Below are 23,566 nucleotides of genomic sequence, written 5' to 3'. Positions count from 1 at the left end.
AGGTCAGCCGCGTGCCTCGTCCAGATCGGCGAACGCGCTCTCCCGCAGGCGGCGCGACAGGCCGCGGTTGACGCGGTGCGCCCACAGCGGCCCGCCGTAGAGCATGCCGGTGTACGCCTGGACGAGCGTCGCGCCCGCGCGCACACGTTCCCATACGTCGTCGGCGGTCTCGACGCCGCCGACCGAGATCAGCGTGATCCGTCCGCCGGTGCGGGACCGCAGGCGGCGCAGGACGTCCAGCGACCGGTCCTTCAGCGGAGCGCCGGACAGGCCGCCGGTCTCCTTCACCAGCGCGGGCGGGCTGAGCAGCGTGGCGTCCCTGGCGATGGTGGTGTTGGTGGCGATGACGCCGTCCAGGCCGAGTTCGACGGCGAGGTCGGCGACCGCGTCGATGTCCGCGTCCGCCAGATCGGGCGCGATCTTGACGAGCAGCGGGACGCGGCGGCCCCCGGGCCCCGGCGCCCGGTCGGCGGCCGCGCGGACGGCCGTCAGCAGGGGCCGCAGATGCTCCACGGCCTGGAGGTTCCGCAGGCCGGGGGTGTTGGGGGAGCTGACGTTGACGACGAGGTAGTCCGCGTGCGGGGCGAGGCGCTCGGTGCTCGCGACGTAGTCGGCGGCGGCCTCGGCCTCCGGGACGACCTTGGTCTTGCCGATGTTCACCCCGACGATCGTCCGGCCCGTGCGGGAGCGCAACCGGAGGGCGGCGGCCTCGGAGCCCTCGTTGTTGAAGCCCATCCGGTTGATGACCGCCCGGTCGGGGACGAGGCGGAACAGCCGGGGACGCGGGTTGCCGGGCTGGGGACGTCCCGTCACCGTGCCGATCTCGACATGGCCGAACCCGAACGCGCCGAGCGCCTCGTAGGCGACGGCGTCCTTGTCGAACCCGGCGGCGAGGCCCAGCGGGGACGGGAAGTCGAGCCCGAACGCGCGCACGGCGAGCGCCGGGTCGCGGGGCCCGAGCCGCCGCCGCAGCAGCGCCGCGACGCCGGGCACGGCCTGGAGGGCGCGCAACGCCCGCATCGTCAGGTGGTGGGCGGTCTCGGCCGGGACCCGCGCTATGACCAGTGAGAACAAGAGTCGATACATCGTCCCCAAGTATCCCAGGTCCCCGACGATCCCGGCCCGGACGGTCAGTACCCGCGGAAGGTGCGGCGCAGTTGCAGGCGGACGTCGCGGGCCGCCTCCCGCATCGTCCGGCGTACGGCCCGGACGGGGTCGCCCACGCACACCCGCCACGTCACGCTGATCCCGTGCCCGATGGGCCGCAGCACGCGGGCCGCGAGCCGCCAGGTCCCGGCGATCACCGCGCCGATCGGCGCCAGGACGTACCGCCACACGGCCCGGACGGGCACCACGACCAGCACGTACGCCAGCCACGCCAGGCACCGTCCGACCAGCCGCCACGACCACGCCACGGCCCCCGCGACCGCGGCGAGGACGGCGAACGCGCCACGCGCCAGCCAGGCGAGGAAGCGCAGCGGCGGACGCAGCACGTACCGCCACAGGAACACGGCCGGAATGATGACGAGCACGCGGAACAACACCGCGATGGCGCGTCCCGTAACGACCAGGAGCCAGACCAGCCCGCGTCCGATCGGCGCGAGCAGCACCCGGTAAACCCACCGCAGCGGTATGACGATCAGCACCATGGCGAGCCACCGAAGCGGCCGGATGAGCAGGAAGTTCAGGAGCGCTCCGAGGCCGCGTGCGATGGCCGCGAGCAGCCGTCCGAACGGGGCGAGCAGCCATCGGTACACCGCGAGGCCGATCCAGCACAGCACGCCGCCGATGAGACGGCCGATCCATGCCAGGACCCCCACGAAAGCGTTCCAAACCGCGCGGATACCGCGTCCGACCAGGACGAACAGGTCGTAGACGAGCCGCAGCGGCAACAGCACGATCAGCGCGACGACCCGAGCCGGAACCACGATCCACGCCGGTCCGGCGGAGGGCGGCGGCGGTGGCGGCTGCTTGGCGAGGCTGAACGGAGGACCCTCGGGTGTGCTGTCGCCGGTGCTCACTGCTGCCTGCCTCGTGAACTGTCAATGGAATCGAGCGTGCATTTGACCCGGCACGCGTGCGGTCGGTTCCCGGCTTGAACCGGTTCGCGGCGTTCACCGTACTGCTCCACGACCCGGCAGAGCGGTGCGGCGTCGCGACGGAGGACACACGACAATGAAGATCCCACGGTGGGCGATACCGGCCGCGGCGGCCGTGACCGCGTCGGGGCTGGTGCTGGCCGCCTGCGGACAGGAGAGCCCGGGACGCCAGCAGAACGCCGGTGCGCGGGCGCAGGCCGCCCCTCCGGCGAAGCCGTCCGCGCCCCCGGCGCCCGAGCCCACGACGCTCGGGGTCGCCAACGTCACCCGGCTCGGCAAGGTCGTCACGGACGACGCGGGCCGCACCCTCTACCGCTTCGACAACGACACGGCCCGTCCGCCCGCGTCCACCTGCGCCGACGCCTGCGCCAAGGCGTGGCCGCCGGTGTCGGCGAGCGAGGCGGCCACCCGCGTGAACGGCGTCGACCCGTCTTTGGTCGGCAAGGTCAGGCGGGCGGACGGCACATGGCAGGTCACGCTCGGCGGATGGCCGCTGTACCGGTACGCCAAGGACGGCGCCCCCGGCGACATCAAGGGGCAGGGCGTCGGCAAGGCCTGGTACGCCGCGTCCCCGACCGGCATGAAGGCCCTGGCGAAGCGGACGGAGACCGTCGACCGCTGGAAGGGCTGGACGGTCGTGAAGACCCAGAACGATCCGAAGCTCGGCCTCATCCTGACCGACGGCAAGGGCCGCACCCTGTACCGCTTCGACAAGGACACCCCGAAGCCGCCGACGACCACCTGTTTCAGCGCGTGCAAGAAGGCGTGGCCGCCCGCCGTGTTCAAGGGGTGGAAGAAGCTCAGGCTCGAAGGCGTCGACCGGAAACGGGTCGACTTCATCGAGCGCAAGGACGACGGGAAATGCCAGCTCACGATCAACGGCTGGCCGATGTACTACTACGAGAAGGACGAACGGCCCGGTGACGTGAAGGGCCAGGGCGTCGGCGGCGTCTGGTGGGCCACGACCCCGACCGGCACAAGGGCCGCGAACACCGGCACCGGCATGGGCATGGGCACGGGTTCCGGTGGCGGAGGCGGTTACGGATCGGGCGGGGGGTACTGAGGCGTCCGACGCGCCGTGACCGCCCACACAGGCGAAGGCGCGGAGGTCTCGCGGGTCGGTCGGGGTTCGCGAGACCTCCGCGCCTTCTCATGCCACGTCGCCCTGTCTCCGCCCCGCTTCCTCCCGCCCTGCCTCCTCCCGCCCCGTCTCCCTCCGCGATGGCTCCGTGATGTTCGCGTCCCGTCTCTGAATGTCACGTTCCGCTCACATTTGATGAACACTTGATCGAGTGTCATCCGCGATAAGCGCTCCGTAATGAGATGTTTGTTGCGGTTGGGCACGCGGTTACCAGCGGGACGGCCATCGGTTTTTCGATCGACTTCTGGATCTCGACAGTGGCGCGGTCCGGTGTTCGAATGGAGGCCGGACCCGCCTCGCCTGCGGCCCGACGAAGTGTCGCACCTGGTGGGAGGCTTCGGGAGGCCAGATGGTCGGACGAGTCGAACGAGTCAGGCAGGTTGGCGGGCAGGGTGGCAGGCGGGACGGTCCGGGAGGGCGCCTGCTGAGAACGGGCGCGGCGCTGACGCTGCTGGCCGGGGGGATGACGGCCTGCGGGGGCGGCGGCGGGATCCCCACCCTCAACTGGTACATCAACCCGGACAACGGCGGGCAGGCCAAGATCGCCGCGTCCTGCACGAAGGCCGCGGGCGGCAAGTACAAGATCAAGACGGCGCTGCTGCCCAGCGACGCGACCGCGCAGCGCGAGCAGCTGATCAGGCGGTTGGCGGCCAAGGACAAGGGCGTCGACCTGATGAGCCTGGACCCCGTCTTCATCGCGGAGTTCGCGAACGCGGGATTCCTGCGTCCGTTCAGCGGGAGCGAGTCGCAGCCGTTCACGCGGGGCGTGTTCGATTCGGCGGTGCGCAGCTCGACCTGGGACGGCAAGCTCTTCGCGGCTCCGTTCTGGGCGAACACCCAGCTCCTCTGGTACCGCAAGTCGGTGGCGCGGAAGGCGGGCATCGACCCGAACGCGCCCGGCTTCACCTGGGACCAGATGATCGACGCCGCCAACCGCACCAACACCACGATCGGCGTGCAGGGCAACCGGTACGAGGGCTACATGGTGTGGATCAACGCGCTCATCGCGTCCGCCGGGGGCCGGATCCTCAGTGACGCGGAGAAGGGCGACGACGCCACCATCGAGATCGACTCGCCCGCCGGACGGCAGGCCGCCGCGATCATCCGCAAGCTGGCCAGGTCGAAGGCCGCGAGCTCGACGCTGTCCACCGACATCGAGGAGGGGTCCCGCGCGACGATCAACGGCCCGCGCGGCGGGTTCCTGCTCAACTGGGGCTACGTGTGGCGGGCGGAGAAGGGCGACGCCGACTCGGGCGCCATCGACAAGAACATCGTGGGCGACCTCGGCTGGGCGCGCTATCCGCGGGTGAACCCGAACCAGGAGAGCAGGCCGCCGTTCGGGGGCATCGAGATCGCGGTCAGCGCGTACGGCAAGTACCGAAGCGACCTCGCCCTCGACGCCACCCGCTGCATCACCTCGGCCGCGAACATGAAGCAGTACATGCTCGACGAGGGCAACGTCGCCGCCCGGCCCGCGATCTACGACGATCCGGAGATCCGCAAGGAGTTCCCGATGGCGCCGCTGATGCGGGACTCCATCGCCGCCGCGACGCCCCGTCCGGCGACCCCCTACTACGCGGACGTGTCCGGCGCCATCCAGAACCGCTGGCATCCGCCGTCGTCGGTGAACCCGGCGACGACGCCGCGCGATTCCGCCGCGTTCATCCGCGAAGTCCTGCACGACAAGGCCCTGCTCTGACGGAGGTGTTCGGATGACGTCCGTGGAAACGGCGCCGAAGAGCGGCCGGGTCGCCGCCCGCGCGGAGATCTCCGACCGCGGCCGGGCCGAGCGCAGGCTGGGGCTGCTGCTGTCGGCGCCCGCCGTGGTCGTGATGCTGCTGGTCACGGCGTACCCGCTGGGCAACGCGATCTACGAGTCCCTGTTCAGCTACCGGCTCACCGCACCGGACGACCGGCGCTTCGTGGGCCTCGGCAACTACCAGACCGCGCTGACCGACGGCCTGTTCTGGCAGACCGTCGTCACCACGCTGATCATCACGGTGGTCACGGTCGGGGTGGAGTTGGTCATCGGCTTCGCGCTCGCCATGGTCATGCACCGTGCCATGTTCGGTCGGCGGACGGTGCGGACCGCGATCCTGCTGCCGTACGGGATCGTCACGGTCATCTCGGCGTTCGCCTGGAAGTACGCCTTCGACGTCCAGTCGGGGTTCGTCAACTCGTGGTTCGGGCTCGGCGACTACGCCTGGTTCTCGCACCGCTGGTCGGCGCTGTTCGTGATCGTCCTGTCGGAGATCTGGAAGACGACGCCGTTCGTGTCGCTGCTGCTGCTCGCCGGGCTCGCGCAGGTGCCGCGCGACCTCGGGGAGGCGGCGACGGTGGACGGCGCGACGGCCTGGCAGCGGCTGAAACGGGTGACGATCCCGAACATGCGGGCCGCGATCCTCGTCGCCGTCCTGTTCCGCACCCTGGACGCCTGGCGGATCTTCGACAACGTGTTCATCATGACGTCCGGCCAGGAGAAGACCCAGGTCCTGTCGTTCCTGACCTATCAACAGATCATCACCAGGACGGCGCTCGGCCTCGGCAACGCGGTCGGCGTGCTGCTGTTCCTGTCCGTGGTGCTGATCGCGGCCGTGTTCATCAAGGGGTTCCGGGTGGATCTGTCGCAGGTGCGAGGTGATCGCTGATGGAGTCGGCGCGCTCGAAGTCGCTGTGGGTCGTCGCCTCGCTGCTGATCCTGGTGTGGACGGCGTTCCCGATCGTGTGGATCGTGATGCTGTCGTTCAAGACGCCCACCGAGGTCGGCAACGTCCAGGGCTTCTTCCCGAAGGACTGGACGTGGGACAACTACGAGACCGTCTTCAAGACCGACCTGTTCACCTCCGCGCTGATCAACTCGATCGGCATCTCGCTGATCGCCACGTTCGTCGGGGTCGTGTTCGCGACGCTGGTGGCGTACGCGATCGCACGCCTGGACTTCCCGGGCAAGAAGCTGATCCTGTCGTTCGCGCTGGCCATCGCGATGTTCCCGGTGGTGTCGCTGGTCGGTCCGCTGTTCGACCTGTGGCGCAACATCGGCCTGTACGACACCTGGCCGGGCCTGATCATCCCGTACATCTCGTTCGCGCTGCCGCTGGCGATCTGGACGCTGTCGGCGTTCTTCCGCGAGATCCCGTGGGAGATGGAGCAGGCCGCGCAGGTGGACGGCGCCACGGCCTGGCAGGCGTTCCGCAAGGTGATCGTGCCGCTGGCCGCGCCGGGCGTGTTCACCGCCGCGATCCTGACCTTCTTCTTCTGCTGGAACGACTTCGTCTTCGGGATCTCGCTGACGTCGACCGAGCGCGCCAGGCCGGTTCCGGCGGCGCTGGCGTTCTTCACCGGCGAGTCGTTCTTCGCACAGCCGACGACCGCGATCTGTGCCGCCGCCGTGGTCGTCACTGTTCCGGTCGTGATCGTCGTCCTGGCGTTCCAGCGCCGCATCGTGGCCGGGTTGACGTCCGGCGCCGTCAAGGGCTGAGTGCACGGGAGAGCCTGTCCAAGGAGAGCAATGGCCGCCATCACCATGAAGAACATCGTCAAGAAGTACGGCGACGGCTTCCCGGCCGTGAACGACGTGTCCCTGGACGTGCGGGACGGCGAGTTCATGATCCTGGTCGGCCCGTCGGGCTGTGGGAAGTCGACGCTGCTGCGGATGATCGTCGGGCTGGAGGACATCACGTCCGGCGACATGCTCATCGGCGAGAAGGTCGTCAACAAGGTCGCGCCGCGCGAGCGGAACCTGTCGATGGTGTTCCAGAACTACGCGCTGTACCCGCACCTCACGGTGTTCGAGAACATCGCGTTCCCGCTGCGCCTGGCGAAGACGCCGGGCGACGAGGTGCGCCGCCGCGTCAAGCAGACCGCCGAGCTGCTGGAGCTGACCGAGCATCTGGACCGCAAGCCCGCGAACCTGTCCGGCGGGCAGCGGCAGCGGGTCGCGATGGGCCGCGCGATCGTCCGGCAGGCGAACGCGTTCCTGTTCGACGAGCCGCTGTCGAACCTGGACGCCAAGCTCCGCGGCCAGATGCGCACCGAGATCTCCCGGCTCCAGCGGCGGCTCGGCGTCACGACCGTCTACGTCACGCACGACCAGACGGAGGCGATGACGCTCGGGGACCGTGTCGCGGTGCTGCGCAAGGGCGTCCTCCAGCAGGTCGGGAGCCCGCGCGAGTTGTACGAGGAGCCCGTCAACCTGTTCGTGGCGGGGTTCATCGGGTCGCCGTCGATGAATTTCCTGCCCGCGTCCGTGGACGGATCATTCCTCGAAACGCCGCTCGGACGGTTCGAGCTGCGCGACGAGCGCAAGCTCGCGGCCGTCGGTGACCGCGAGGTGGTCCTCGTCGGCATCCGCCCGGAGCATTTCGAGGACGCCGCCCTGCTCGCGGAGGACAAGAAGGCGCAGGGCAGCATCGTCCGGGCGCACGTGGACGTGACCGAATGGCTGGGCAACGAGCTGTACGCCTACGTCCCGTACGAGGCTCCCGCCGACCTGACCGCGCAGCTGCGCGATCTGTCCCGCGAACTCGACAGCGACCAGCTGCGCACCCAGGCGGTGGTGGCGCTGGACGCCGCCAGCGACCTCAAGCCGGGCCGCGAGGCGGAGCTGTGGATCGACTCGGGTCGGGCGCAGATCTTCGACCCGTCCACCGGCGAGAACCTCACCCGGGACGAGGAGCGCGTCGCGGAGCTGGACCGGATCGCGGCGGAGTCCCGGGACGCGCAGCGCGCGGCCCAGCGGGAGCCCGCCCCCGCGAAGCAGCCCGAGCAGGCCGAGGAGTAGTCGGAGAAATAACCCAAAAAAAGACAAAACGGACTGACTGACAGCGGACAGTCGACCTGACAAGGTCGGTTGATCCCTGAAACGATCACAGGCATGTACGAGCGTTTCGCCCATGAGTACGCCGCCCATGCCGAGGACAACTCCTACAACGCCCTCTACGACCGGCCCGCCGTGCTCGGCCTCGCCGGTGACGTCGCGGGCCGCGCCGTCTTCGACGCGGCCTGCGGCCCCGGCCTGTACGCCCGCGCGCTGCTGGACCGCGGCGCCCGCGTCACCGGCTGCGACGTGAGCCCGACCTTCGTCGACCTGGCCAGGGCCCGCTGCGAGGGGCGCGCCGACCTGCGCGTCCACGACCTGTCCGAGCCGCTGGCCTGGGTCGCGGACGACTCCGCCGACCTGATCGTGTTCGCGCTGGCCCTGCACTACATCGACGACCGGGTCGCGCTGCTGCGCGAGTTCCGTCGTGTGCTGGCGCCGTCCGGCGCGCTCGTCCTGTCGACCGAGCACCCGACCACGGCATGGACGCGCCTCGGCGGCTCCTACTTCACCGAGGAACCCGTGGAGGAGTCGCTGAGCCCGGACCGGGACTGGCCGATCCGGGCCTGGCGCCGCTCGCTCACCGCGGTCTGCGCCGAGTTCCGCGAGGCCGGTTTCCTCATCGAGGAGCTGCTCGAACCCCGTCCCGCGCCCGAGATGGCGGAGCGTTTCCCGTCCGACCACGCGAAACTGGAGGTGCTCCCGGCGTTCATCGCCTTCCGCCTGGTCCCCGCGGCGGGGCTCAGGAGTTGAGCCCGGCGTACCTGGCGGGCGGGACGCCCAGGGCGGCGGTGAAGTCGCGGATCAGGTGCGACTGGTCGAAGTAGCCGAGGTCGTCGGCCAGGTCCGCCCAGTCGACACGGGCGCCCTGGTCGGCGCGGGACGCCGCCTCCTGGAGCCGTGCCCGCCGCAGCACCCATTTCGGGCTGGCCCCCACATAGTCGGCGAAGAGGCGCTGGAGGGTGCGGGCGGAGACGTGCAGCGTCCCCGCCGCCTGGTCGACGCGGAACAGTGCCGGGTCGGCGGTCATGGCCTCGACCATGGCCGCCACCTCGTCGGCCACGGGATCGGGCTCCGGGAGGCACCCCAGCAGGAACTCCTCGGCCGCCGCGACCATCGCGTCCAGGTCGGTGTCGCGGAGCACGGCGCGGCCGACGTCCTCGACCCGCCGGGGGAAGACGTCGGTGGCGGGGACGCGGCGGTCGGCGAGATCGCTGACCGGCCCCGCCGCGAACGGCCGGAAACAGCCGGGCCGGAACTTGACGCCGAGAACCTGCCCCCGCCCCTCCAGGCGCCGGACGAACAGGCTGCGCTGCACCCCGTACACCAGCGGAACGGGCTCCTCGAAGACGAGATGGACGCTCGGATACGCCAGCACCTTCGCCTCGTACGGCTTCTCCGCCCGCCAGCGGACGTGCCAGTAGAACTCCACGAACCGCGCGAGGTCCGGGGACGGGGTGCGGCGGTCGAGTTCCGCGATGGCCGACTGGTCTCGCGGATACAGCACGCCGCGTGCGAAATCGACCATCCGACCAGGGTACTTGTCGCGTTTGTCCAAGAGCCGATCGGTGCGTGGTTCCTAGGGTGATCTGCATGAACGAGCAGCACACACACATGAAGGAGTGCGCGGCGGAGGCCGCCCGCGTGGTTCGCGCCGTCCCGCAGGACCGGCTTACGGACCCGACCCCGTGCGCCGATTTCGACCTCCGGACGCTGGTGAACCACCTGGTGCTCTACACGTCCCACGGGCTGGAGCACCGCGCGCTGCGCAAGGAGCTTCCGGACGAGCTGACCAAGCACGACTTCACCACCGACGCCGAATGGCAGCAGGGATACGCGACGCAGCTCGACCGCGGGGTGGCGGCCTGGGCCGACCCGGCGGTGTGGGACGGCGAGATCAACGGCATGCCCGCCCCCGACCTCGCCGCGATGCTGGTCCTGGAGATGGCCCTGCACGGCTGGGACGTCGCCAAGGCGGTCGGCGAGGAGTACCGCCTCTCACCGGAGGCGGCCGAGTTCGTCCTCAGGACCGTCGAGCAGATGGCGGAGATGTACCGCCAGTACGACGGCTTCGACGCCGCCGTCCCTCCGGGTGATGACGCGCCCGCCTTCGCGCAGGCGCTCGCCGCGTCCGGCCGCGACCCCGGCTGGCGCGGGCCGGTCTAGCGGAGCTTCTTGACCAGGACCTCGAACTCCAGGTCGTCCCGTTTGGGCCGGCCGAAGCGGTCGTCACCGTACGGGAACGGGGACAGCTCGCCCGTGCGGACGTAGCCGCGCCGCACGTACCAGGCGATCAGTTCCTCCCGTGCGGTGATGACGGTCATGCGCATCTCCGCCGCGTCCCACTCGTCGCGCGCTTGCCGCTCGGCCTCGGCGAGGACCCGCCTGCCGAGCCCGCCGCCCTGGAGGCCGGGACGGACGGCGAACGTGCCGAAGTAGGCGTGCCCGTCGCGTTTCTCCAACTGGCAGCAGGCGGCCAGCACGCCGTCCGCCTCGGCCAGGATCAACCGGCTCGCCGGGTCGTGCACCAGGGCTTCGACCATGTCGGGGTCGGTGCGCTGGCCGTCGAGGATGTCGGCCTCGGTCGTCCAGCCCGCGCGGCTGGCCTCGCCTCGGTAGGCGGATTCGATCAACGTGACCAGGTCGGGGACGTCCGCCTGCGTCGCCATGCGGAAGGTGGGGCTCACGGAGTTCACAGAGCCCGACTCTAATGCCCGTTGTGTTGCGGTTCGTATCCTGGATGTCTAATATCCAGAATATGAGGATGAGTGAGGGAGTCGAGTGGGCCCTCCACAGCTGCGTGAACCTCACCTGGTTGGAGACCGGTGAGGCGGTGACGGCGGCGCGGCTGGCCGAGTACTACCGGCTCCCCGCCGCCTACCTGAACAAGCAGCTCCAGGCGCTGGCCCGCGCGGGCATCCTCACCTCCACCCCCGGCCCGCGCGGCGGCTTCCGGCTCGCGCGCGCCCCCGAGGACATCACGGTCCTGGACGTGGTGACCGCCATCGAGGGCGCGGACGACGCGTTCCAGTGCAGGGAGCTGCTCCGGAGCGGGCCGGGCGACCATGAGGGCGTCGACTACCGCAAGACGTGCGTCGTCTCGCAGACGATGCGGCGCGCGGAGCTGGCCTACCGCAGGGAGCTGGCGGGTAGCACGATCGCCGACCTCAAGGCGACGGTGGAGAAGCGCTACGCCTGGGTTCCCGGCATGACCCGCACCACGTTCGAGAATCTGCGGACCTGACTTTCCGACCCCGAGTGGCGCACGTGCCGCCCGGGTCTATCGAAATTCTGGATATTTCACATCTAGGTTAGCGAAAGGAAACACCATGCAGGCTCGGATGAACGTCCCGAAGGCCGCGCCCGCCGGATTCAAGGCGATGCTCGACGTGGAGGCGTACGTCAACGGCTCCGGCGTTCCGCATTCGACCCTGGAGCTGGTCAGGCTGCGGGTCAGCCAGATCAACGGTTGCGCCTACTGCGTGAACATGCACGCCGGTGACGCCAAGAAGGCGGGGGAGACCGACCAGCGGCTCTGGGGGGTGGCGGCATGGCGCGAGTCGCCGCTCTTCACCGACGAGGAGCGGGCGGCGCTGGCGCTGGCCGAGGCCGCCACCCGCATCGCCGACAACCCCGACGGCGTCCCGGACGAGACCTGGGACGAGGCCGCCGACTACTACGACGAGGACTCCCTCGCCGGACTGGTCATGGTGATCGCCGCCATCAACGCCTGGAACCGGATCAACGTCACCGTCCGCAACCCCGCCGCGACCGGCTGACGGGACGCGACCGGCCGACGGAAAGCGGCGACGGCCGCCCGCCCGCGCGGGCGGCCGTCGCCGTCAGAGCGTCAGGCAGCGTGGCGGACAGGGCGTCGGGCGGGGCGGTGGGCGGGTCAGCGGGCGGGGAGGACGCGGCCGGTCACCTCGCCGAACCCGATGCGGGCGCCGGACGGGCCCGGGGCCGTCGCGGAGATGGAGACCTCGTCGCCGTCCTCCAGGAACGTGCGGGGCTCGCCGTTGACGTCGACCGGTTCCTTGCCGCCCCAGGTCAGCTCGATGAACGCGCCGCGCTGGTCCTTGGCGGGGCCGGAGACCGTCCCGGACGCGAACAGGTCGCCGGTGCGGGACGCCGCGCCGTTCACCGTCATGTGCGCGAGCATCTGCGCCGGTGACCAGTACATCTCCCGGTAGGGCGGACGCGACACGACCTGCCCGTTCCACGAGACGGTCAGATCGAGGTCCAGCCCCCAGGGATTCTTTTCCCGCAGGTACGGGAGAGGCTCGGGGTCTTGCGGCGGAGTGGCGACACGGGCCGATTCCAAGGCGAGCAGTGGGACGACCCAAGGGGAGACGGACGTCGCGAAGCTCTTCCCCAGGAACGGGCCAAGCGGCACGTACTCCCACGCCTGGATGTCACGGGCCGACCAGTCGTTGACGAGGACGACGCCGAAGACCCGTTCGTCGAAGTCGTCCGCGCCGACCGGGGACCCGAGCGGCGACCCGGTGCCGACGACGAAGCCGACCTCGGCCTCGATGTCGAGACGGCGGCTCTCCCCGAACGTCGGCGCGGCGTCCGAGGGCGCCTTGCGCTGGCCGCTCGGCCGGACGATGCCGGTCCCGGACGGCACGACCGTCCCGGCCCGGCCGTGGTAGCCGACCGGCAGGTGCTTCCAGTTCGGCGTGAGCGGCTCGGAGTCGGGACGGAACAGCCGCCCGAGGTTCGACGCGTGGTGTTCCGAGGCGTAGAAGTCGACGTAGTCGGCGACCTCGAACGGCATATGCATCGTGACCGCGCCCACCGGATGGACGGCCGCTTCGTCGATGTCGCCCGTGACCAATTCGAGTATCCGTTCGCGGATCTCCACCCAGCGCGCCCGGCCCTGCGCCATGAACGGGTTCAGGGCCGGGGCGGCGAACACGTCGTCGACCACCGTGAGATCGACGACGGAGTCGGCGACGCGGACGCCCACGCGAGGCGCGGTGCCCGGTGTGGAGAACACGCCGTAGGGCAGGTTGGCGAGCCCGAAGAGCGAGTCGTCGGGTATCGCGATCCGGGTCATCAGGCGGTCTCCTGGAGGACGGACGAGAGAAGGCCGAGGTCGGCGAGTTCGTGCAACGGGTCGGTGATGCTGCACGTCCCGAACGACAGGAACCGGGTGCGGGCGGCGGCCGTCCGCGCGTCGCTGAGCGCGGCGACGCGGGCGGCGACGGAGGCCGCGTCCCGGTCGGCGAGCAGGGCGGTCAGCTCCGCCACCGGACGGTCGGCCCCGTCCGCATGGATCGACAGGGCGGCGTCGGTCGCGAGCAGCAGGTTGAGGAATCCGTGCTGGTGGAAGCCGGTCTCGGGGTCGGTGTTGCGGACGGGATGGTGCAGCCCCGCCGTCGCCTTGAACGGGACGCCCGCGTCCACCACGGCCTTGATCGCGGCTGCCAGCTCGTCCGGGCTCGGATACAGCTGGGGTTTCACGCCGCCGGTGCGGAACTTCGCGCGGTGGCCGAGTCCGGCGACCGCGTCGATGCTCGAGGCGCGGCGCTCGTCCCGGGGAATCTCGACGTACAGGGGCACGTCGCCGACGGCGCCGAGGAGGCGGAAGAACTCGTCCGGCTCCATTCCCGGCGGGACGGCGACCTCAAGCCCGCGCAGGTCGACGGGCAGGTCGGCGGACGCCGCCAGGGCCTTCGCGGCCTCGCACGGCCCGCCCGGCGCGGTGATCGACAGGTCGAGCGGCGGATCGGCGTGGTCGCGAAGCAGCGGATACAGGGCGTCCAGCGCGCTCGCCGGAAGGACGAGCGGGCCGACGAGTGCCGCGTAGGAGGAGGCGCGGTGCGCGCGGTGGGCCGGGACGGCGTCGGCGAGCGGCGCGAGCCCGGGCGGGAAGACGGCGGCGTCGTCGCACAGGCCGAGGGCGAAGGTCGGGAACGTCATCGCTGTTGCCTCGCCCACGTCCAGGCGTACGCCTCGTCTTCGCAGGCCAGGCCGCCTTCACCGAGTTCGAGCGGATGGAAGGTGTCGACCATGACGGCCAGTTCGTCGAAGAACTCGACGCCGATGCTGCGCTCGTACGAGCCGGGCTGCGGCCCGTGCGCGAACCCGCCCGGATGGACTGAGATGGAGCCCTGGCCGATGCCGGAGCCCTTGCGCGCCTCGTAGTCGCCGCCGCAGTAGAACATGATCTCGTCGGAGTCGACGTTGGAGTGGTAGTAGGGCACCGGGATCGACAGCGGGTGATAGTCGACCTTGCGCGGGACGAAGTTGCACACGACGAAGTTGTGCCCCTCGAACACCTGGTGGACGGGCGGCGGCTGGTGCACGCGGCCGGTGATCGGCTCGAAGTCGTGCACGCTGAACGTGAACGGGTACAGGCAGCCGTCCCAGCCGACGACGTCGAACGGGTGCCGCGCGTAGGTCATCCGGGTGCCGGTGAGGCCGCGCGAACCACGATGCTTGACCAGGACTTCGACGTCGGTGTCGTCCGACAGCAGCGGCTCACCCGGACCGTGCAGGTCGCGTTCGCAGTACGGGGAGTTCTCCAGGAACTGCCCGAAACGCGACAGGTAGCGCTTCGGCGGCGCGATGTGGCCGGTGGCCTCGATCGCGTAGGCGCGCAGCGGCTCGTCGCCGGTCGGCAGCCAGCGATGCGTGCAGGACGTCGGGATGATGACGTAGTCGCCCTGCTCCACCTCCAGCGGCCCGAAGATCGTCTCGACGGTGGCGGTGCCGGACTCGACGTACACGATCTCGTCGCCGGTCGCGTTGCGGTACAGCGGGGAGGGAGCGGCGGAGACGACGTACGAAAGCCGGACGTCGCCGTTGCCGAGGATCACCCGGCGGCCGGTGACGACGTCGGTCTCGTCCCACGTCTCCTTGGGGAACAGTTCGTGCAGCTTGAGATGGCGCGGTTTGAGGGGATGGTTGGGCGTCGTGGCCGTGTCGGGGATCTCCCAGACCTGCGAGTCGACGATCGCGGACGGGATCGTCCGGTGGTACAGCAGGGACGAGTCCGAGGAGAACCCCTCCTCGCCCATCAGTTCTTCGAAGTAGAGCCGCTCTTCGCCGTCCCTGTGCTGGGTGTGGCGTTTCGGCGGCACGTGGCCGACCCGGCGGTAGTGGGCCATGGTCCATCGCCTCCGATGATTCACGTGTTAACTAGTTTGCCCCGACACTACGACTCTTCTCCCGCCTGTGGAAGGGCCTAACCGGCGGCCCCCGGGGTCAGCTCCGCTCGCGGACGTCGAACCCTTCGCGGCCCGCGATCAGCTTGTCCAGCAGCATGATCAGCATCTGCTGCTCGGTCTCGGTCAGCACGTCCGCCCACTGCCGCTCGCGCTCGTTCTGCTCGGTGAACACGCTGAGCATCGCCCGGTGGCCGTCGTCGGTCAGCGACAGGATCACCGACCGGCCGTCCCGCTCACCGGGCGTGCGCGCCAGCATCCCGTCCGCGACCAGCGTCTTCGCCAGGTTCGACACGGCGGCCCGGCTCATCCCGGCGAGCGCGGCGGCCCGCGCGGGCTCCAGCGGCCCGGCGAGCCAGGTGACGAACAGCAACCGGAACGCCGCCCACGAATGCCCGCGCGGCCGGTGCACCGTGGACTCCAGGTCGTAGGTGACGATCGCCGACGCCCGGTTGAGGGTCAGCAGCAGCCGGGTCGCGAGCCGGTTCGGGAACCCGAACTCCTCGGCGAGCCGGTGCCCGGCGAGGTCGACGAACGTCCAGAAATCGAGGTCGTCGCCGTTTCCCTGCCTGACCGTCACCGTCCGAACCCCCTCCATCTGGTTTACGGATTGACTATTTAACCCGTCCCGGGCCCAGGTGTCAGCCGGAAATCACCGGGCATTGGTGCCGCAGGGACGTGATCGGGAGGGACGATGGCGACGGTCGCCGACCAGTTCATCGCGGTGTTGCGGCAGGCGGGCGTCCGGCGGATCTACGGGGTGGTCGGCGACAGCCTCAACCCGATCGTGGACGCCGTCCGCCGCACCGACGGCATCGACTGGGTGCACGTCCGCAACGAGGAGGCCGGGGCGTTCGCGGCCGCCGCCGAGGCCCAGACCACGGGACGCCTCGCCGTGTGCGCCGGAAGCTGCGGCCCCGGCAACACCCACCTCATCCAGGGACTCTACGACGCGCATCGTTCCGGCGCGCCGGTGCTGGCGCTGGCGTCGCAGATCCCGAGCACGCAGATCGGCAGCGGCTACTTCCAGGAGACGCATCCCGAACGGGTCTTCGTCGATTGCAGCCACTACTGCGAGCCGGTCGTCACTCCCGCACAGATGCCGCGCATTCTCCGCACCGCCATCCAGTATGCGATCGGGCTCGGCGGCGTCTCCGTTCTGACGCTGGCGGGCGACACCGCCAGCCAGGACGCCGTGAACCCGACCGGCGAGCACGACTTTCTCGTCAACAAGGGGATCGTCCGCCCGCCGGTAGACCAGGTGGAGCAGCTCGCGGGCGCGCTGAACCGGGCCGAGAAGGTCATGCTGTTCTGCGGCTCCGGAGTCAGGGACGCCCACTCCGAAGTGATGGAACTGGCCCACAAACTGCTCTCGCCCGTGGGGCACGCGCTGCGCGGCAAGGAGTGGATTCAGTACGACAACCCGTTCGACGTCGGGATGAGCGGGTTGCTCGGTTACGGCGCCTGCTATGAGGCGATGCAGGAGGCCGACCTCGTCCTGCTCCTTGGTACTGACTTTCCCTACGATCCGTTCCTGCCTGGTAAGAACACCATTCAGATAGACGACGATCCCACGAAGCCGGGCCGTCGAACGCCGCTTGAGCTGGCCGTCCACGGCGACATCGGGGAGACGATCAGGCTCGTGCTCGACAAGGTGCGGCAGAAACGCGACCAGTCGTATCTGGACGAGATGCTGCACCGCCACGCCCGCGCCCTGGAGAACGTGGTCTCCGCGTACACGCGCGACATCGAGAAGCACATCCCGATCCACCCTGAGTTCGTGGCGAGCGTCCTGGACGACCTGGCCACTGACGACGCGATTTTCACCGTGGACACCGGGATGTGCAACGTCTGGGTCGCCCGCTACATCACTCCCAATGGACGCCGCCGGGTGATGGGTTCGTTCGTCCACGGCTCCATGGCGAACGCCCTCCCGCATGCCATCGGCGCCAAGTACGGTGCTCCGGGTCGCCAGGTCATCTCCGTCTCCGGTGATGGTGGTCTCGGCATGCTGTTGGGCGAACTCCTCACGGTCAAGCTGCACCGCATCCCCGTGAAAATCATCGTGTTCAACAACTCGTCCCTGGGCATGGTGCGCCTCGAAATGCTGGTGGACGGATTCCCGTTTTACGAGACCGACCACGAGTCTGTGGACTACGCCGCGATAGCCGCTGCGATTGGTATCGAGTCGTCGCGCGTGGAACGTCCGACCGACGTCCGTACCGTGATGGAACGCGCCCTGGCCTCCCCGGGCCCCTATCTGCTGGACGTCGTCACAGATCCGAACGCCCTTTCCATCCCGCCGCACGTGACACCGCAACAGGTGAAGGGGTTCGCGTTGGCCGCGGGCAAGACCGTCCTGACGGGCGGCGTGGGGAAAATGCTCGGTCTGGCCCGCAGCAACCTCCGCAACATCCCCAGACCCTGACGGCGCCGGATCAGCGTTGTAGCCATTCGTCGAGAAGCGCGACTTCGGGCTTGGTGAGGGTGGGCAGTTCAGGCAGGAGGTTGCGGAAGGCAGCCACGACGGCCGCCGGATCCTGTCTGCCGACAGTGGGCTCATCCATGAGGATCGCGCGAGCGATCGCGTCGAACGCGGCGTCGGCCAGGTGCGGGTCGCTCTGTTCCGGCGGCAGTGTCAGCAGCGTGTGGACGGTCCCGATTCCCGCCGAGCGGATGAGGTTGACGGCGCGTTCCTCGCTGACCCGAAGCCGTCCGGCGGCGGCGATCCGGTGCACCCGTTCGGCGAGGATACGCAGACCCTTGACCTCTGGCGCGGTGGCGCGCGCGCGGGCCGCGTCGAGCAACAGGCCGAAGACGTACGGGTTGGCCAAGCCGAAGCTGATCTGCGTGTTCCATCCGGCGCGGAGGTCTTCCACCGGGTCGTCCGAGGGCGCGGTGGTCTGCTTGCCCGCCACGTGCTCGGCGAAGACATGCTCCGCGACGGCGTCCAGCAGGTCGTCCTTGCCCTGGAAGAACCGGTAGAGCGCGGGCGGCTGAAGCCCGGCCTCCTGCGCGACGCGCCGCGTGGTCACGGCGGACGGCCCTTCGTCGCGCAGCAGCCGGGCCGCGGCCGTCAGGATGCGGTCCCGGGTGATGTCCCGCCGCTGCGCGTTCGATGCCACGGCCACGATGGTACCGCTCGACTGTGACAGCCGATGCTATCGACGATACTGCCAGCACTCCAAGGGCTGGAGCTGCGAGACGATGGGCTGTTGCTTCCAGTGGAAGTATCAGTGTTATCGTTTGGTTGTTCCGTGGGAGACGCCATCAGACGGGAGCCATCGAATGCTGATCGTCACGGGAGCCACCGGCCGACTCGGGTCGCTGATCGTCGACCGCCTGCTGGAGCGGGTACCGGCCGACGGGATCGGCGTCAGCGTGCGCGACGTGAGCAAGGCCGCCGACCTCGCCGAGCGCGGCGTCCGCGTCCGCGCGGGTGACTTCACCGAACCCGACACTCTCAAGCATGCATTCGAGGGCGCCCAGCGCGTTTTGGTCGTGTCAGCGTCCATCCGAGGCGACGGCGCGTTGGCCGCCAACACCGCCGCCATCGACGCGGCTCGGGAAGCGGGCGCCCAACGCATCCTGTACACCAGCCACCAGGCCGCGTCGCCCACGTCGCTGTTCCCGCCGCAGCGGGTCCACGCGGCCACCGAGGCGTACCTCAAGCAGCAAGGAGTGCCCTACACCGCTCTTCGCAACGGGTTCTATGCCTCCACCTTGGGCTACTACGTCGGCGCGGCGCTGGAGACGGGCGTGCTCGCCGTCCCGCAGGACGGCCCGGTCTCCTGGACGGCCCACGACGACCTGGCGGAAGTCGCGGCCTTCGCCCTCGCCGAAGACGGTGCGCTCGACGGAGCCACACCGCCGCTGACGGCCCCCTACACACGGGACTTCGCCGATGTCGCCGAGATCCTCAGCCGCATCACCGGCCGGACCATCACCCGAGCCGTCATGGACGACGAAGAATGGATCTCCGCTGCGGTCGCCAACGGGATGCCGCGTCCGGCCGCCGAATTCACCCTGACGATCTTCACGGCCGCACGCGGGGGCGAGTTCAACACCACCGACCTCACGCTGGAAGCCACGATCGGCCACCCCGCGAAATCCGTGCACGAGTTTCTAGAGACCGCCGTCCGTCCCCATTGATTTTCGTGGTGCGGTGGTGTCGCGACGGGCTGCTCGTTGGTGGGCCGCGTCGTGGGCCTCGCGGAGGAGGCGGACGGCCAGCGTCCGAGTGGCGGCGCCCGGGTTGACGATCGAGACCCAGCCCTGCGCGCGATACACGGGGTGGGGGAGGACGGTGTCGACGGCGGCGAAATCGACCGAGTCCTCGCCGGTGAGTTCGCGAAGAGTGCTCCTGCCGACGTGGATGTTCAGCCGCCAGCGGTCGGGGTGGTCGAGGTCGCTGAGGGCGTCGTCCGGGTAGTTCTTGGTCACGATGGTGGCGTAGGGCTGCTCGCGCTCCGGGACCTGCCCATCGGGCGCGTAGTAGAAGAAATGGTCGCCCCAGGCGATCGGTGGGAACGCGCTTCCTTCGGTCGGCGCAAGCTCAAGTACCCCGTCGAAGGTTCGGATGGTTTCCAGGAGTTGGTCCATAATCATGGTTCAAGCATGAACTTGAAGTGCTTATGGAGGGTTCGCCCATGGGGCACGACGATCGGGCCCTGAGTACGGCGGCGGTCGCGGCGGCCACGGGCTACTCGGCACAGCAGATCCGTGACCTGGAGGCGCTCGGGGCCATCGCCGCCGCCGGGCGGGCGCGCAACGGGTATCGGCGGTTCTCCACGACGCACGTCCGCGACCTCCGCGCCTACCGTGATCTCGCCTACGCGGTGGGGCCTGTCGAAGCGCGGCAGGCGATGCGTGAGATCCGATCGTTGCCGTCCGACCAAGCGGTGGCTTTGGTGTGTTCCTTCCACGTTCGGCTGAACCACGAGCGAGAACAGGCATTGGCCGCCCGCCGGGCGCTGGAGGCCATTCGCTTCGAGGAATCCACTGACGCCGAACCCGTGGAAACAGACTCCATGACCATCACCGAGCTGTCGCGGGCGCTGGGGGTGCGGGCCTCCACGCTTCGCTTCTGGGAACACGAGGGGCTGGTGGCGCCGGAACGGATCGCCACGCGGGCCGGATCCGCGCGGCGCTACCAGCTCGTGGCGATCCGGGAGGCGCGGATCACGGCGGCGCTTCGGGCCGCCGGTTACCGCGTCCCCGACGTGCGAAAGGCCATTGAGGCGATCCGGGACCTTCGCGATGTGAGCCATTCGCTGGAGGCGCTCGACGCCCGTGTCGATGCCATTGCCCAGCGCGCGCTCGCGCTTCTTCGCGCGGGGACGACGCTGTCCGAGATCGTCCGACGGTCCGGCCCCGAGGGTTAACGGAAGCGGCGAGCCATTTCCGTGAGGGCCTCGTCGGTTGATCGGGGGAGGGGACGGTCGTCCAGCGCGGCGATGCGGAGGGCCGTCATGAAGGCGCCCGCCAGGACGCGAGGGCGGACGCTGCCGTCCGGCAGGTCCTCGCGTTCGGCGATCAGCGTGGCGAGGGCGCGTTCGAAATCGACGTAGTGCGCGAGGAGCCGGGCCCTGAGCGACGGGTGCTTGCGCGCCAACCGGGCCTGCGCGGCCCACTGCGGTTCGCCGCACGGCTCGGGGAGCGTACCGAGCGCGGCGCGCAGCGCGGCCCATGACGGCTCGTCGGCCGGACGCGAGGTGAAGGCGTCCAGCAAGGAGCGCATCCATCGTTCGGCGCCGTACAGAAGGGCCTCTTCCTTGCCGCCGAAATAGTTGGAGAACGTACGGCGGGACACATCCGCGGCGTCGGCGATGGCGTCGACGGTGACGTCGTCCAGACCGTGCTCGGCGGTGAGGCGCATGGCGGCGTCGTGGAGGGCGCGGCGGGTCGCTTCCTTCTTGCGTTCGCGGAGTCCGCCGGGCGTCGCCATGGTCGGACAAGCGTACCCAAGCCGCAAATCTCGGCCGGTCGTCGCCGGGCGTCCGGCCCTTCGCCTATGATTAGTCTTGACAGTGTCAAGATTAGGGGGAGCGACAGTGGCGGAGAACCCGGCGTCGGCGCGGTGGATGTGGCATCAGCTCGAACCCCTGCACGCCTTGTTCTGGTACTCGCCCGAGGTGTTCGCCGAGGCGGAGACCCTGGGGTACGACGTGCGCGAGCGGTGGCCGAGCTACTTCGCCTGGCGTGCCGCGCCGCTCGGCGCGGCGGGACCGAGGACCGTCGCGGCGGCGTTCTACAGCTTCAGCCCGCGCATGGTCGCCGACCATGTTCCGGCGGCGTGGGCGGTCGCGTCACCCGACCGGGTGCTGGCGGCACGGCTGCGCGCCGTCGACCGCATGTACCGGACACTGCTCGACGGCCTGGACGTCAGCGAGGCCGCCGACCTCGCCCGGGCCGCGGCCGAGGCGGCGAGCACGGCGGGGCGCCCGATCGCCGCCGCCAACGCCGACCTGCCCTGGCCGGACGAACCGCACCTCGTCCTCTGGCACGCCATCGGCATCCTGCGCGAGCAGCGCGGCGACGGGCACGTGGCCGCGCTCCTCACCGCCGGGCTCGACCCGGTGGAGGCGCTGGTCTCGTTCGCCGCCGTCGGCGCCGCGCCGGTGGAGACGTTCGCGAGCCGTGGCTGGACGGACGACGAGTGGTCCGCCGCCCGTGACCGGCTCGCGTCCCGCGGCCTCGTCCTCCCGGACGGCACCGCCACCGACCGGGGCCGTGAGCTGCGCGACTCCGTCGAACGGACCACCGACGACCTGGCCTACGAGCCGTGGCGGACGCTCGGCCCCGACAAGGCCGACCGTCTCGCCGAACTCGCCATGCCCGTCCTCGTCAAGGTCCTGGAGACGGGCCTGATGCCCGCCCAGAACACCCTGGGCATCGGCAAGATCGAGGCGCCGCCGCGCTGAGCGATCGACTGGATCAGGCTTGGGATCAGGCTTCGGGAGCGGGCTCCGTCTCGTCCTGAACGGGCAGCTCCGATGTGGGGGGACGACCCCCCACACCCCCCGGTACGACCCGGTGGGTGGCCTGGTGGACGCGGACGGCCAGGATCGCGCGCGCGAACCGCGCCGCCAGCTCGCCGTCCATGACGTCCGGGACCTGGTCCACGCCGATCAGGGAGTCGGGTTTGGCGACGACCGCGCCGGAGTCGCCGACCCGTACGCCGGTGCCGTCCGGCAACTCCTCCATGGAGGGGAGGTCCAGGGCCGCGCGCAGCGTGTCCTGGAGGGCGCGGACGGTCGTGGCGTCCCGGTCGATGCGGATCTCGGCGGCGTCCGCGCGCTGCTCGGCCCGCTCGGCGCGGACCTCGGCGGCATCGGCCCGTTCCTCGGCGCGGTCGACGCGCGTCGCCAACTCGGTGGTCCGCACGGCGACGGAGTCGCGTTCCACGGTGAGGCCCGCGATCTCGCCTTTGGCGGCCGACAGTTCGGCCCGCAGCTGCCGCTCGGACTCGGTCGCCGCCTTCGCCTGGGCGCGCAGATCGGTCAGTTCGGCGCGTGCGTCGTTGAGGTCGGTGCGCGCGATGGCCAGCGCGGCCTGCTCGGCGGTCAGCCGCGCGGCCAGATCGTCACGTTCCCGTTCGGCGTCGGTGCGGGCCTGGTGCTCGTTGCCCCACGCCGCCTCGGCGCGCTTGCGGAGCCCGTCGGCGTTCGCCGCCTCGTTGGAGGACGTCGCGCGGGCCTGCTGCGCGGCGCCCGCCTCCTTCCAGGCGTTCGCCTCGCTCTCCTGGGCCGCCGCGACGCTGGCCTGCGCGGTGGCGGCGGCCTTGCTCGCCTCCTCCTGCGTCTTGGCCGCCTCCCGCACGGCGGCGTCCGCGCGTGCCTCGGCCTGCCGGGCCCGCTCGTCGGCCGCCGCGGCCTCCTGGCGGGCGCCGCGCGCCTCGGCGAAGGACTTCTCCGCGTCGCCGATCGTGCCACGGACCTCGCCGTCCAGGCGTTCGCCCAGCGTGGACGCGGTCGCGGTGAGCCGTCCGACCAGCTCCGCGAGCCGGTCGACGTCCTTCGCGAACGCCCGTACGGGCGCGGGATCAACGGTGGTGGCGGCGCTCGTGGCGCCGCCCGGGATGGCCGGGGTGGTGGCCATGATGGTGGACATGTTGGTGGACAGGGTGCGCTCGACGGCGGGCTCCGCGGGCTTTTCGGCCGCGGGCGGCTCGACGACCGGTTCGGCGAGTGGTCCGTCCTTCGGACCCTCGTCAGCCGGCCGGAGCGGCGCCGTCAGAACGCCGTCATCCGGGATGCCTTGATCTTCGTGCACGTAGGCATCCTAGTGAAATGCCCCGATTTGCACCTCCCCCCTGACGAAGGAGGCGCCGCTG

The 23,566-nt window shown here is 70.2% G+C and carries 25 protein-coding genes; 13 read left to right on the top strand and 12 right to left on the bottom strand.

From position 1 onward, the window contains the following. Positions 1-3: 3 nt before the first annotated feature. A complete protein-coding gene (locus ABD808_RS26370) occupies positions 4-1,086 on the bottom strand; it encodes a quinone-dependent dihydroorotate dehydrogenase (protein WP_344901608.1) in 1,083 nt (360 codons plus the stop codon). 44 nt (positions 1,087-1,130) lie between these two features. Next, the gene (locus ABD808_RS26365) at positions 1,131-2,021 is read right to left on the bottom strand and encodes a hypothetical protein (protein ID WP_344901605.1); all 891 of its coding nucleotides are present in this window, start codon (positions 2,019-2,021) and stop codon (positions 1,131-1,133) included. Positions 2,022-2,175: 154 nt separating this feature from the next. Here ABD808_RS26365 and ABD808_RS26360 point away from each other — a divergent pair, with 154 nt between their 5' ends. The 6 genes from ABD808_RS26360 to ABD808_RS26335 all read left to right on the top strand — a co-directional run bounded on the left by ABD808_RS26360 (position 2,176) and on the right by ABD808_RS26335 (position 8,809). After that, positions 2,176-3,162, top strand: a complete 987-nt coding sequence (locus ABD808_RS26360) for a hypothetical protein (protein WP_344901602.1) — start codon at positions 2,176-2,178, stop codon at positions 3,160-3,162. Between the two features lie 427 nt (positions 3,163-3,589). Then, positions 3,590-4,939, top strand: a complete 1,350-nt coding sequence (locus ABD808_RS26355; protein WP_344901599.1) for an extracellular solute-binding protein — start codon at positions 3,590-3,592, stop codon at positions 4,937-4,939. A 13-nt stretch (positions 4,940-4,952) separates the two neighbouring features. Then, positions 4,953-5,888 carry a carbohydrate ABC transporter permease gene (locus ABD808_RS26350; RefSeq protein WP_344901596.1) on the top strand — a complete coding sequence of 312 codons (936 nt, stop codon included), beginning with the start codon at positions 4,953-4,955 and terminating at the stop codon, positions 5,886-5,888. After that, a complete protein-coding gene (locus tag ABD808_RS26345; protein ID WP_344901594.1) occupies positions 5,888-6,718 on the top strand; it encodes a carbohydrate ABC transporter permease in 831 nt (276 codons plus the stop codon). The genes ABD808_RS26350 and ABD808_RS26345 overlap by 1 nt, the downstream gene beginning before the upstream one ends. A 30-nt stretch (positions 6,719-6,748) precedes the next feature. Next, entirely contained in the window at positions 6,749-8,020 is a 1,272-nt protein-coding gene (locus ABD808_RS26340; RefSeq protein WP_344901591.1) for an ABC transporter ATP-binding protein, read from the top strand. 93 nt (positions 8,021-8,113) lie between these two features. After that, complete coding sequence (locus ABD808_RS26335; RefSeq protein WP_344901587.1) at positions 8,114-8,809, top strand: class I SAM-dependent methyltransferase; 696 nt, start codon at positions 8,114-8,116, stop codon at positions 8,807-8,809. Here ABD808_RS26335 and ABD808_RS26330 read toward each other — a convergent pair. After that, positions 8,799-9,584: a DUF6597 domain-containing transcriptional factor gene (locus tag ABD808_RS26330; RefSeq protein ID WP_344901584.1), complete on the bottom strand. Its 786-nt coding sequence runs from the start codon at positions 9,582-9,584 to the stop codon at positions 8,799-8,801. The genes ABD808_RS26335 and ABD808_RS26330 overlap by 11 nt on opposite strands. Before the next feature lie 65 nt (positions 9,585-9,649). On the opposite strand from ABD808_RS26330, the gene ABD808_RS26325 reads away from it, so the two are divergent. After that, positions 9,650-10,222 (top strand): TIGR03086 family metal-binding protein, encoded by a 573-nt coding sequence (locus ABD808_RS26325; protein WP_344901581.1) that lies wholly within the window; start codon positions 9,650-9,652, stop codon positions 10,220-10,222. On the opposite strand, the gene ABD808_RS26320 is transcribed toward ABD808_RS26325, so the two are convergent. Continuing rightward, complete coding sequence (locus tag ABD808_RS26320) at positions 10,219-10,725, bottom strand: GNAT family N-acetyltransferase (RefSeq protein WP_425548993.1); 507 nt, start codon at positions 10,723-10,725, stop codon at positions 10,219-10,221. The genes ABD808_RS26325 and ABD808_RS26320 overlap by 4 nt on opposite strands. Before the next feature lie 95 nt (positions 10,726-10,820). Between ABD808_RS26320 and ABD808_RS26315 the strand changes: the two genes are divergently transcribed. Both ABD808_RS26315 and ABD808_RS26310 read left to right on the top strand, forming a co-directional pair. Then, complete coding sequence (locus ABD808_RS26315) at positions 10,821-11,300, top strand: RrF2 family transcriptional regulator (protein ID WP_344901575.1); 480 nt, start codon at positions 10,821-10,823, stop codon at positions 11,298-11,300. 85 nt (positions 11,301-11,385) lie between these two features. Then, a complete protein-coding gene (locus ABD808_RS26310; RefSeq protein WP_344901572.1) occupies positions 11,386-11,835 on the top strand; it encodes a carboxymuconolactone decarboxylase family protein in 450 nt (149 codons plus the stop codon). 116 nt (positions 11,836-11,951) lie between these two features. On the opposite strand, the gene fahA is transcribed toward ABD808_RS26310, so the two are convergent. The 4 genes from fahA to ABD808_RS26290 form a co-directional block, all read right to left on the bottom strand. After that, on the bottom strand, positions 11,952-13,118 hold the full coding sequence (fahA, locus tag ABD808_RS26305; protein WP_344901569.1) for a fumarylacetoacetase: 1,167 nt from the start codon (positions 13,116-13,118) through the stop codon (positions 11,952-11,954). After that, positions 13,118-13,984, bottom strand: coding sequence for a hypothetical protein (locus ABD808_RS26300; RefSeq protein WP_344901566.1), 867 nt, complete (start codon positions 13,982-13,984; stop codon positions 13,118-13,120). Before ABD808_RS26300 ends, fahA begins: the two co-directional genes overlap by 1 nt. Then, positions 13,981-15,174 (bottom strand): homogentisate 1,2-dioxygenase, encoded by a 1,194-nt coding sequence (locus tag ABD808_RS26295; protein ID WP_344901563.1) that lies wholly within the window; start codon positions 15,172-15,174, stop codon positions 13,981-13,983. The genes ABD808_RS26300 and ABD808_RS26295 overlap by 4 nt, the downstream gene beginning before the upstream one ends. Before the next feature lie 97 nt (positions 15,175-15,271). Beyond that, positions 15,272-15,811: a MarR family winged helix-turn-helix transcriptional regulator gene (locus ABD808_RS26290; RefSeq protein WP_344901560.1), complete on the bottom strand. Its 540-nt coding sequence runs from the start codon at positions 15,809-15,811 to the stop codon at positions 15,272-15,274. 114 nt (positions 15,812-15,925) lie between these two features. Between ABD808_RS26290 and ABD808_RS26285 the strand changes: the two genes are divergently transcribed. Then, complete coding sequence (locus ABD808_RS26285) at positions 15,926-17,659, top strand: pyruvate dehydrogenase (RefSeq protein WP_344901557.1); 1,734 nt, start codon at positions 15,926-15,928, stop codon at positions 17,657-17,659. A gap of 10 nt (positions 17,660-17,669) precedes the next feature. On the opposite strand, the gene ABD808_RS26280 is transcribed toward ABD808_RS26285, so the two are convergent. Beyond that, positions 17,670-18,356, bottom strand: coding sequence for a TetR/AcrR family transcriptional regulator (locus ABD808_RS26280; protein ID WP_344901555.1), 687 nt, complete (start codon positions 18,354-18,356; stop codon positions 17,670-17,672). Between the two features lie 163 nt (positions 18,357-18,519). Here ABD808_RS26280 and ABD808_RS26275 point away from each other — a divergent pair, with 163 nt between their 5' ends. Further along, positions 18,520-19,383 carry an NAD(P)H-binding protein gene (locus ABD808_RS26275; RefSeq protein ID WP_344901552.1) on the top strand — a complete coding sequence of 288 codons (864 nt, stop codon included), beginning with the start codon at positions 18,520-18,522 and terminating at the stop codon, positions 19,381-19,383. On the opposite strand, the gene ABD808_RS26270 is transcribed toward ABD808_RS26275, so the two are convergent. Beyond that, complete coding sequence (locus ABD808_RS26270) at positions 19,357-19,839, bottom strand: DUF6194 family protein (RefSeq protein WP_344901549.1); 483 nt, start codon at positions 19,837-19,839, stop codon at positions 19,357-19,359. The genes ABD808_RS26275 and ABD808_RS26270 overlap by 27 nt on opposite strands. A 41-nt stretch (positions 19,840-19,880) precedes the next feature. Here ABD808_RS26270 and ABD808_RS26265 point away from each other — a divergent pair, with 41 nt between their 5' ends. Beyond that, positions 19,881-20,615: a MerR family transcriptional regulator gene (locus ABD808_RS26265; RefSeq protein ID WP_344901546.1), complete on the top strand. Its 735-nt coding sequence runs from the start codon at positions 19,881-19,883 to the stop codon at positions 20,613-20,615. Here the strand turns inward: ABD808_RS26265 and ABD808_RS26260 are convergent. Further along, positions 20,612-21,178, bottom strand: coding sequence for a TetR/AcrR family transcriptional regulator (locus ABD808_RS26260; RefSeq protein ID WP_344901543.1), 567 nt, complete (start codon positions 21,176-21,178; stop codon positions 20,612-20,614). The two genes, ABD808_RS26265 and ABD808_RS26260, sit on opposite strands and share 4 nt — an antisense overlap. A gap of 106 nt (positions 21,179-21,284) precedes the next feature. Here ABD808_RS26260 and ABD808_RS26255 point away from each other — a divergent pair, with 106 nt between their 5' ends. Next, positions 21,285-22,154: an SCO6745 family protein gene (locus tag ABD808_RS26255; protein WP_344901540.1), complete on the top strand. Its 870-nt coding sequence runs from the start codon at positions 21,285-21,287 to the stop codon at positions 22,152-22,154. A gap of 25 nt (positions 22,155-22,179) precedes the next feature. On the opposite strand, the gene ABD808_RS26250 is transcribed toward ABD808_RS26255, so the two are convergent. After that, positions 22,180-23,505, bottom strand: a complete 1,326-nt coding sequence (locus tag ABD808_RS26250) for a coiled-coil domain-containing protein (protein WP_344901537.1) — start codon at positions 23,503-23,505, stop codon at positions 22,180-22,182. Positions 23,506-23,566: the final 61 nt, after the last annotated feature.

The sequence above is a fragment of the Actinomadura meridiana genome (assembly GCF_039537545.1).
Lineage (GTDB): Bacteria > Actinomycetota > Actinomycetes > Streptosporangiales > Streptosporangiaceae > Spirillospora > Spirillospora meridiana.
Note: the sequence above shows the minus strand (reverse complement) of the source record. Positions and strands in the feature narration are given on the sequence as shown.

Coding starts and splice junctions, on each gene's coding strand:
- ABD808_RS26370 (WP_344901608.1), bottom strand. CDS start 1,086: ATGTATCGACTCTTGTTCTCACTGGTCATAGCGCGGGTCCCGGCCGAG.
- ABD808_RS26360 (WP_344901602.1), top strand. CDS start 2,176: ATGAAGATCCCACGGTGGGCGATACCGGCCGCGGCGGCCGTGACCGCG.
- ABD808_RS26355 (WP_344901599.1), top strand. CDS start 3,590: ATGGTCGGACGAGTCGAACGAGTCAGGCAGGTTGGCGGGCAGGGTGGC.
- ABD808_RS26350 (WP_344901596.1), top strand. CDS start 4,953: ATGACGTCCGTGGAAACGGCGCCGAAGAGCGGCCGGGTCGCCGCCCGC.
- ABD808_RS26345 (WP_344901594.1), top strand. CDS start 5,888: ATGGAGTCGGCGCGCTCGAAGTCGCTGTGGGTCGTCGCCTCGCTGCTG.
- ABD808_RS26340 (WP_344901591.1), top strand. CDS start 6,749: ATGGCCGCCATCACCATGAAGAACATCGTCAAGAAGTACGGCGACGGC.
- ABD808_RS26335 (WP_344901587.1), top strand. CDS start 8,114: ATGTACGAGCGTTTCGCCCATGAGTACGCCGCCCATGCCGAGGACAAC.
- ABD808_RS26330 (WP_344901584.1), bottom strand. CDS start 9,584: ATGGTCGATTTCGCACGCGGCGTGCTGTATCCGCGAGACCAGTCGGCC.
- ABD808_RS26325 (WP_344901581.1), top strand. CDS start 9,650: ATGAACGAGCAGCACACACACATGAAGGAGTGCGCGGCGGAGGCCGCC.
- ABD808_RS26320 (WP_425548993.1), bottom strand. CDS start 10,725: ATGGCGACGCAGGCGGACGTCCCCGACCTGGTCACGTTGATCGAATCC.
- ABD808_RS26315 (WP_344901575.1), top strand. CDS start 10,821: ATGAGTGAGGGAGTCGAGTGGGCCCTCCACAGCTGCGTGAACCTCACC.
- ABD808_RS26310 (WP_344901572.1), top strand. CDS start 11,386: ATGCAGGCTCGGATGAACGTCCCGAAGGCCGCGCCCGCCGGATTCAAG.
- fahA (WP_344901569.1), bottom strand. CDS start 13,118: ATGACCCGGATCGCGATACCCGACGACTCGCTCTTCGGGCTCGCCAAC.
- ABD808_RS26300 (WP_344901566.1), bottom strand. CDS start 13,984: ATGACGTTCCCGACCTTCGCCCTCGGCCTGTGCGACGACGCCGCCGTC.
- ABD808_RS26295 (WP_344901563.1), bottom strand. CDS start 15,174: ATGGCCCACTACCGCCGGGTCGGCCACGTGCCGCCGAAACGCCACACC.
- ABD808_RS26285 (WP_344901557.1), top strand. CDS start 15,926: ATGGCGACGGTCGCCGACCAGTTCATCGCGGTGTTGCGGCAGGCGGGC.
- ABD808_RS26275 (WP_344901552.1), top strand. CDS start 18,520: ATGCTGATCGTCACGGGAGCCACCGGCCGACTCGGGTCGCTGATCGTC.
- ABD808_RS26270 (WP_344901549.1), bottom strand. CDS start 19,839: ATGATTATGGACCAACTCCTGGAAACCATCCGAACCTTCGACGGGGTA.
- ABD808_RS26265 (WP_344901546.1), top strand. CDS start 19,881: ATGGGGCACGACGATCGGGCCCTGAGTACGGCGGCGGTCGCGGCGGCC.
- ABD808_RS26260 (WP_344901543.1), bottom strand. CDS start 21,178: ATGGCGACGCCCGGCGGACTCCGCGAACGCAAGAAGGAAGCGACCCGC.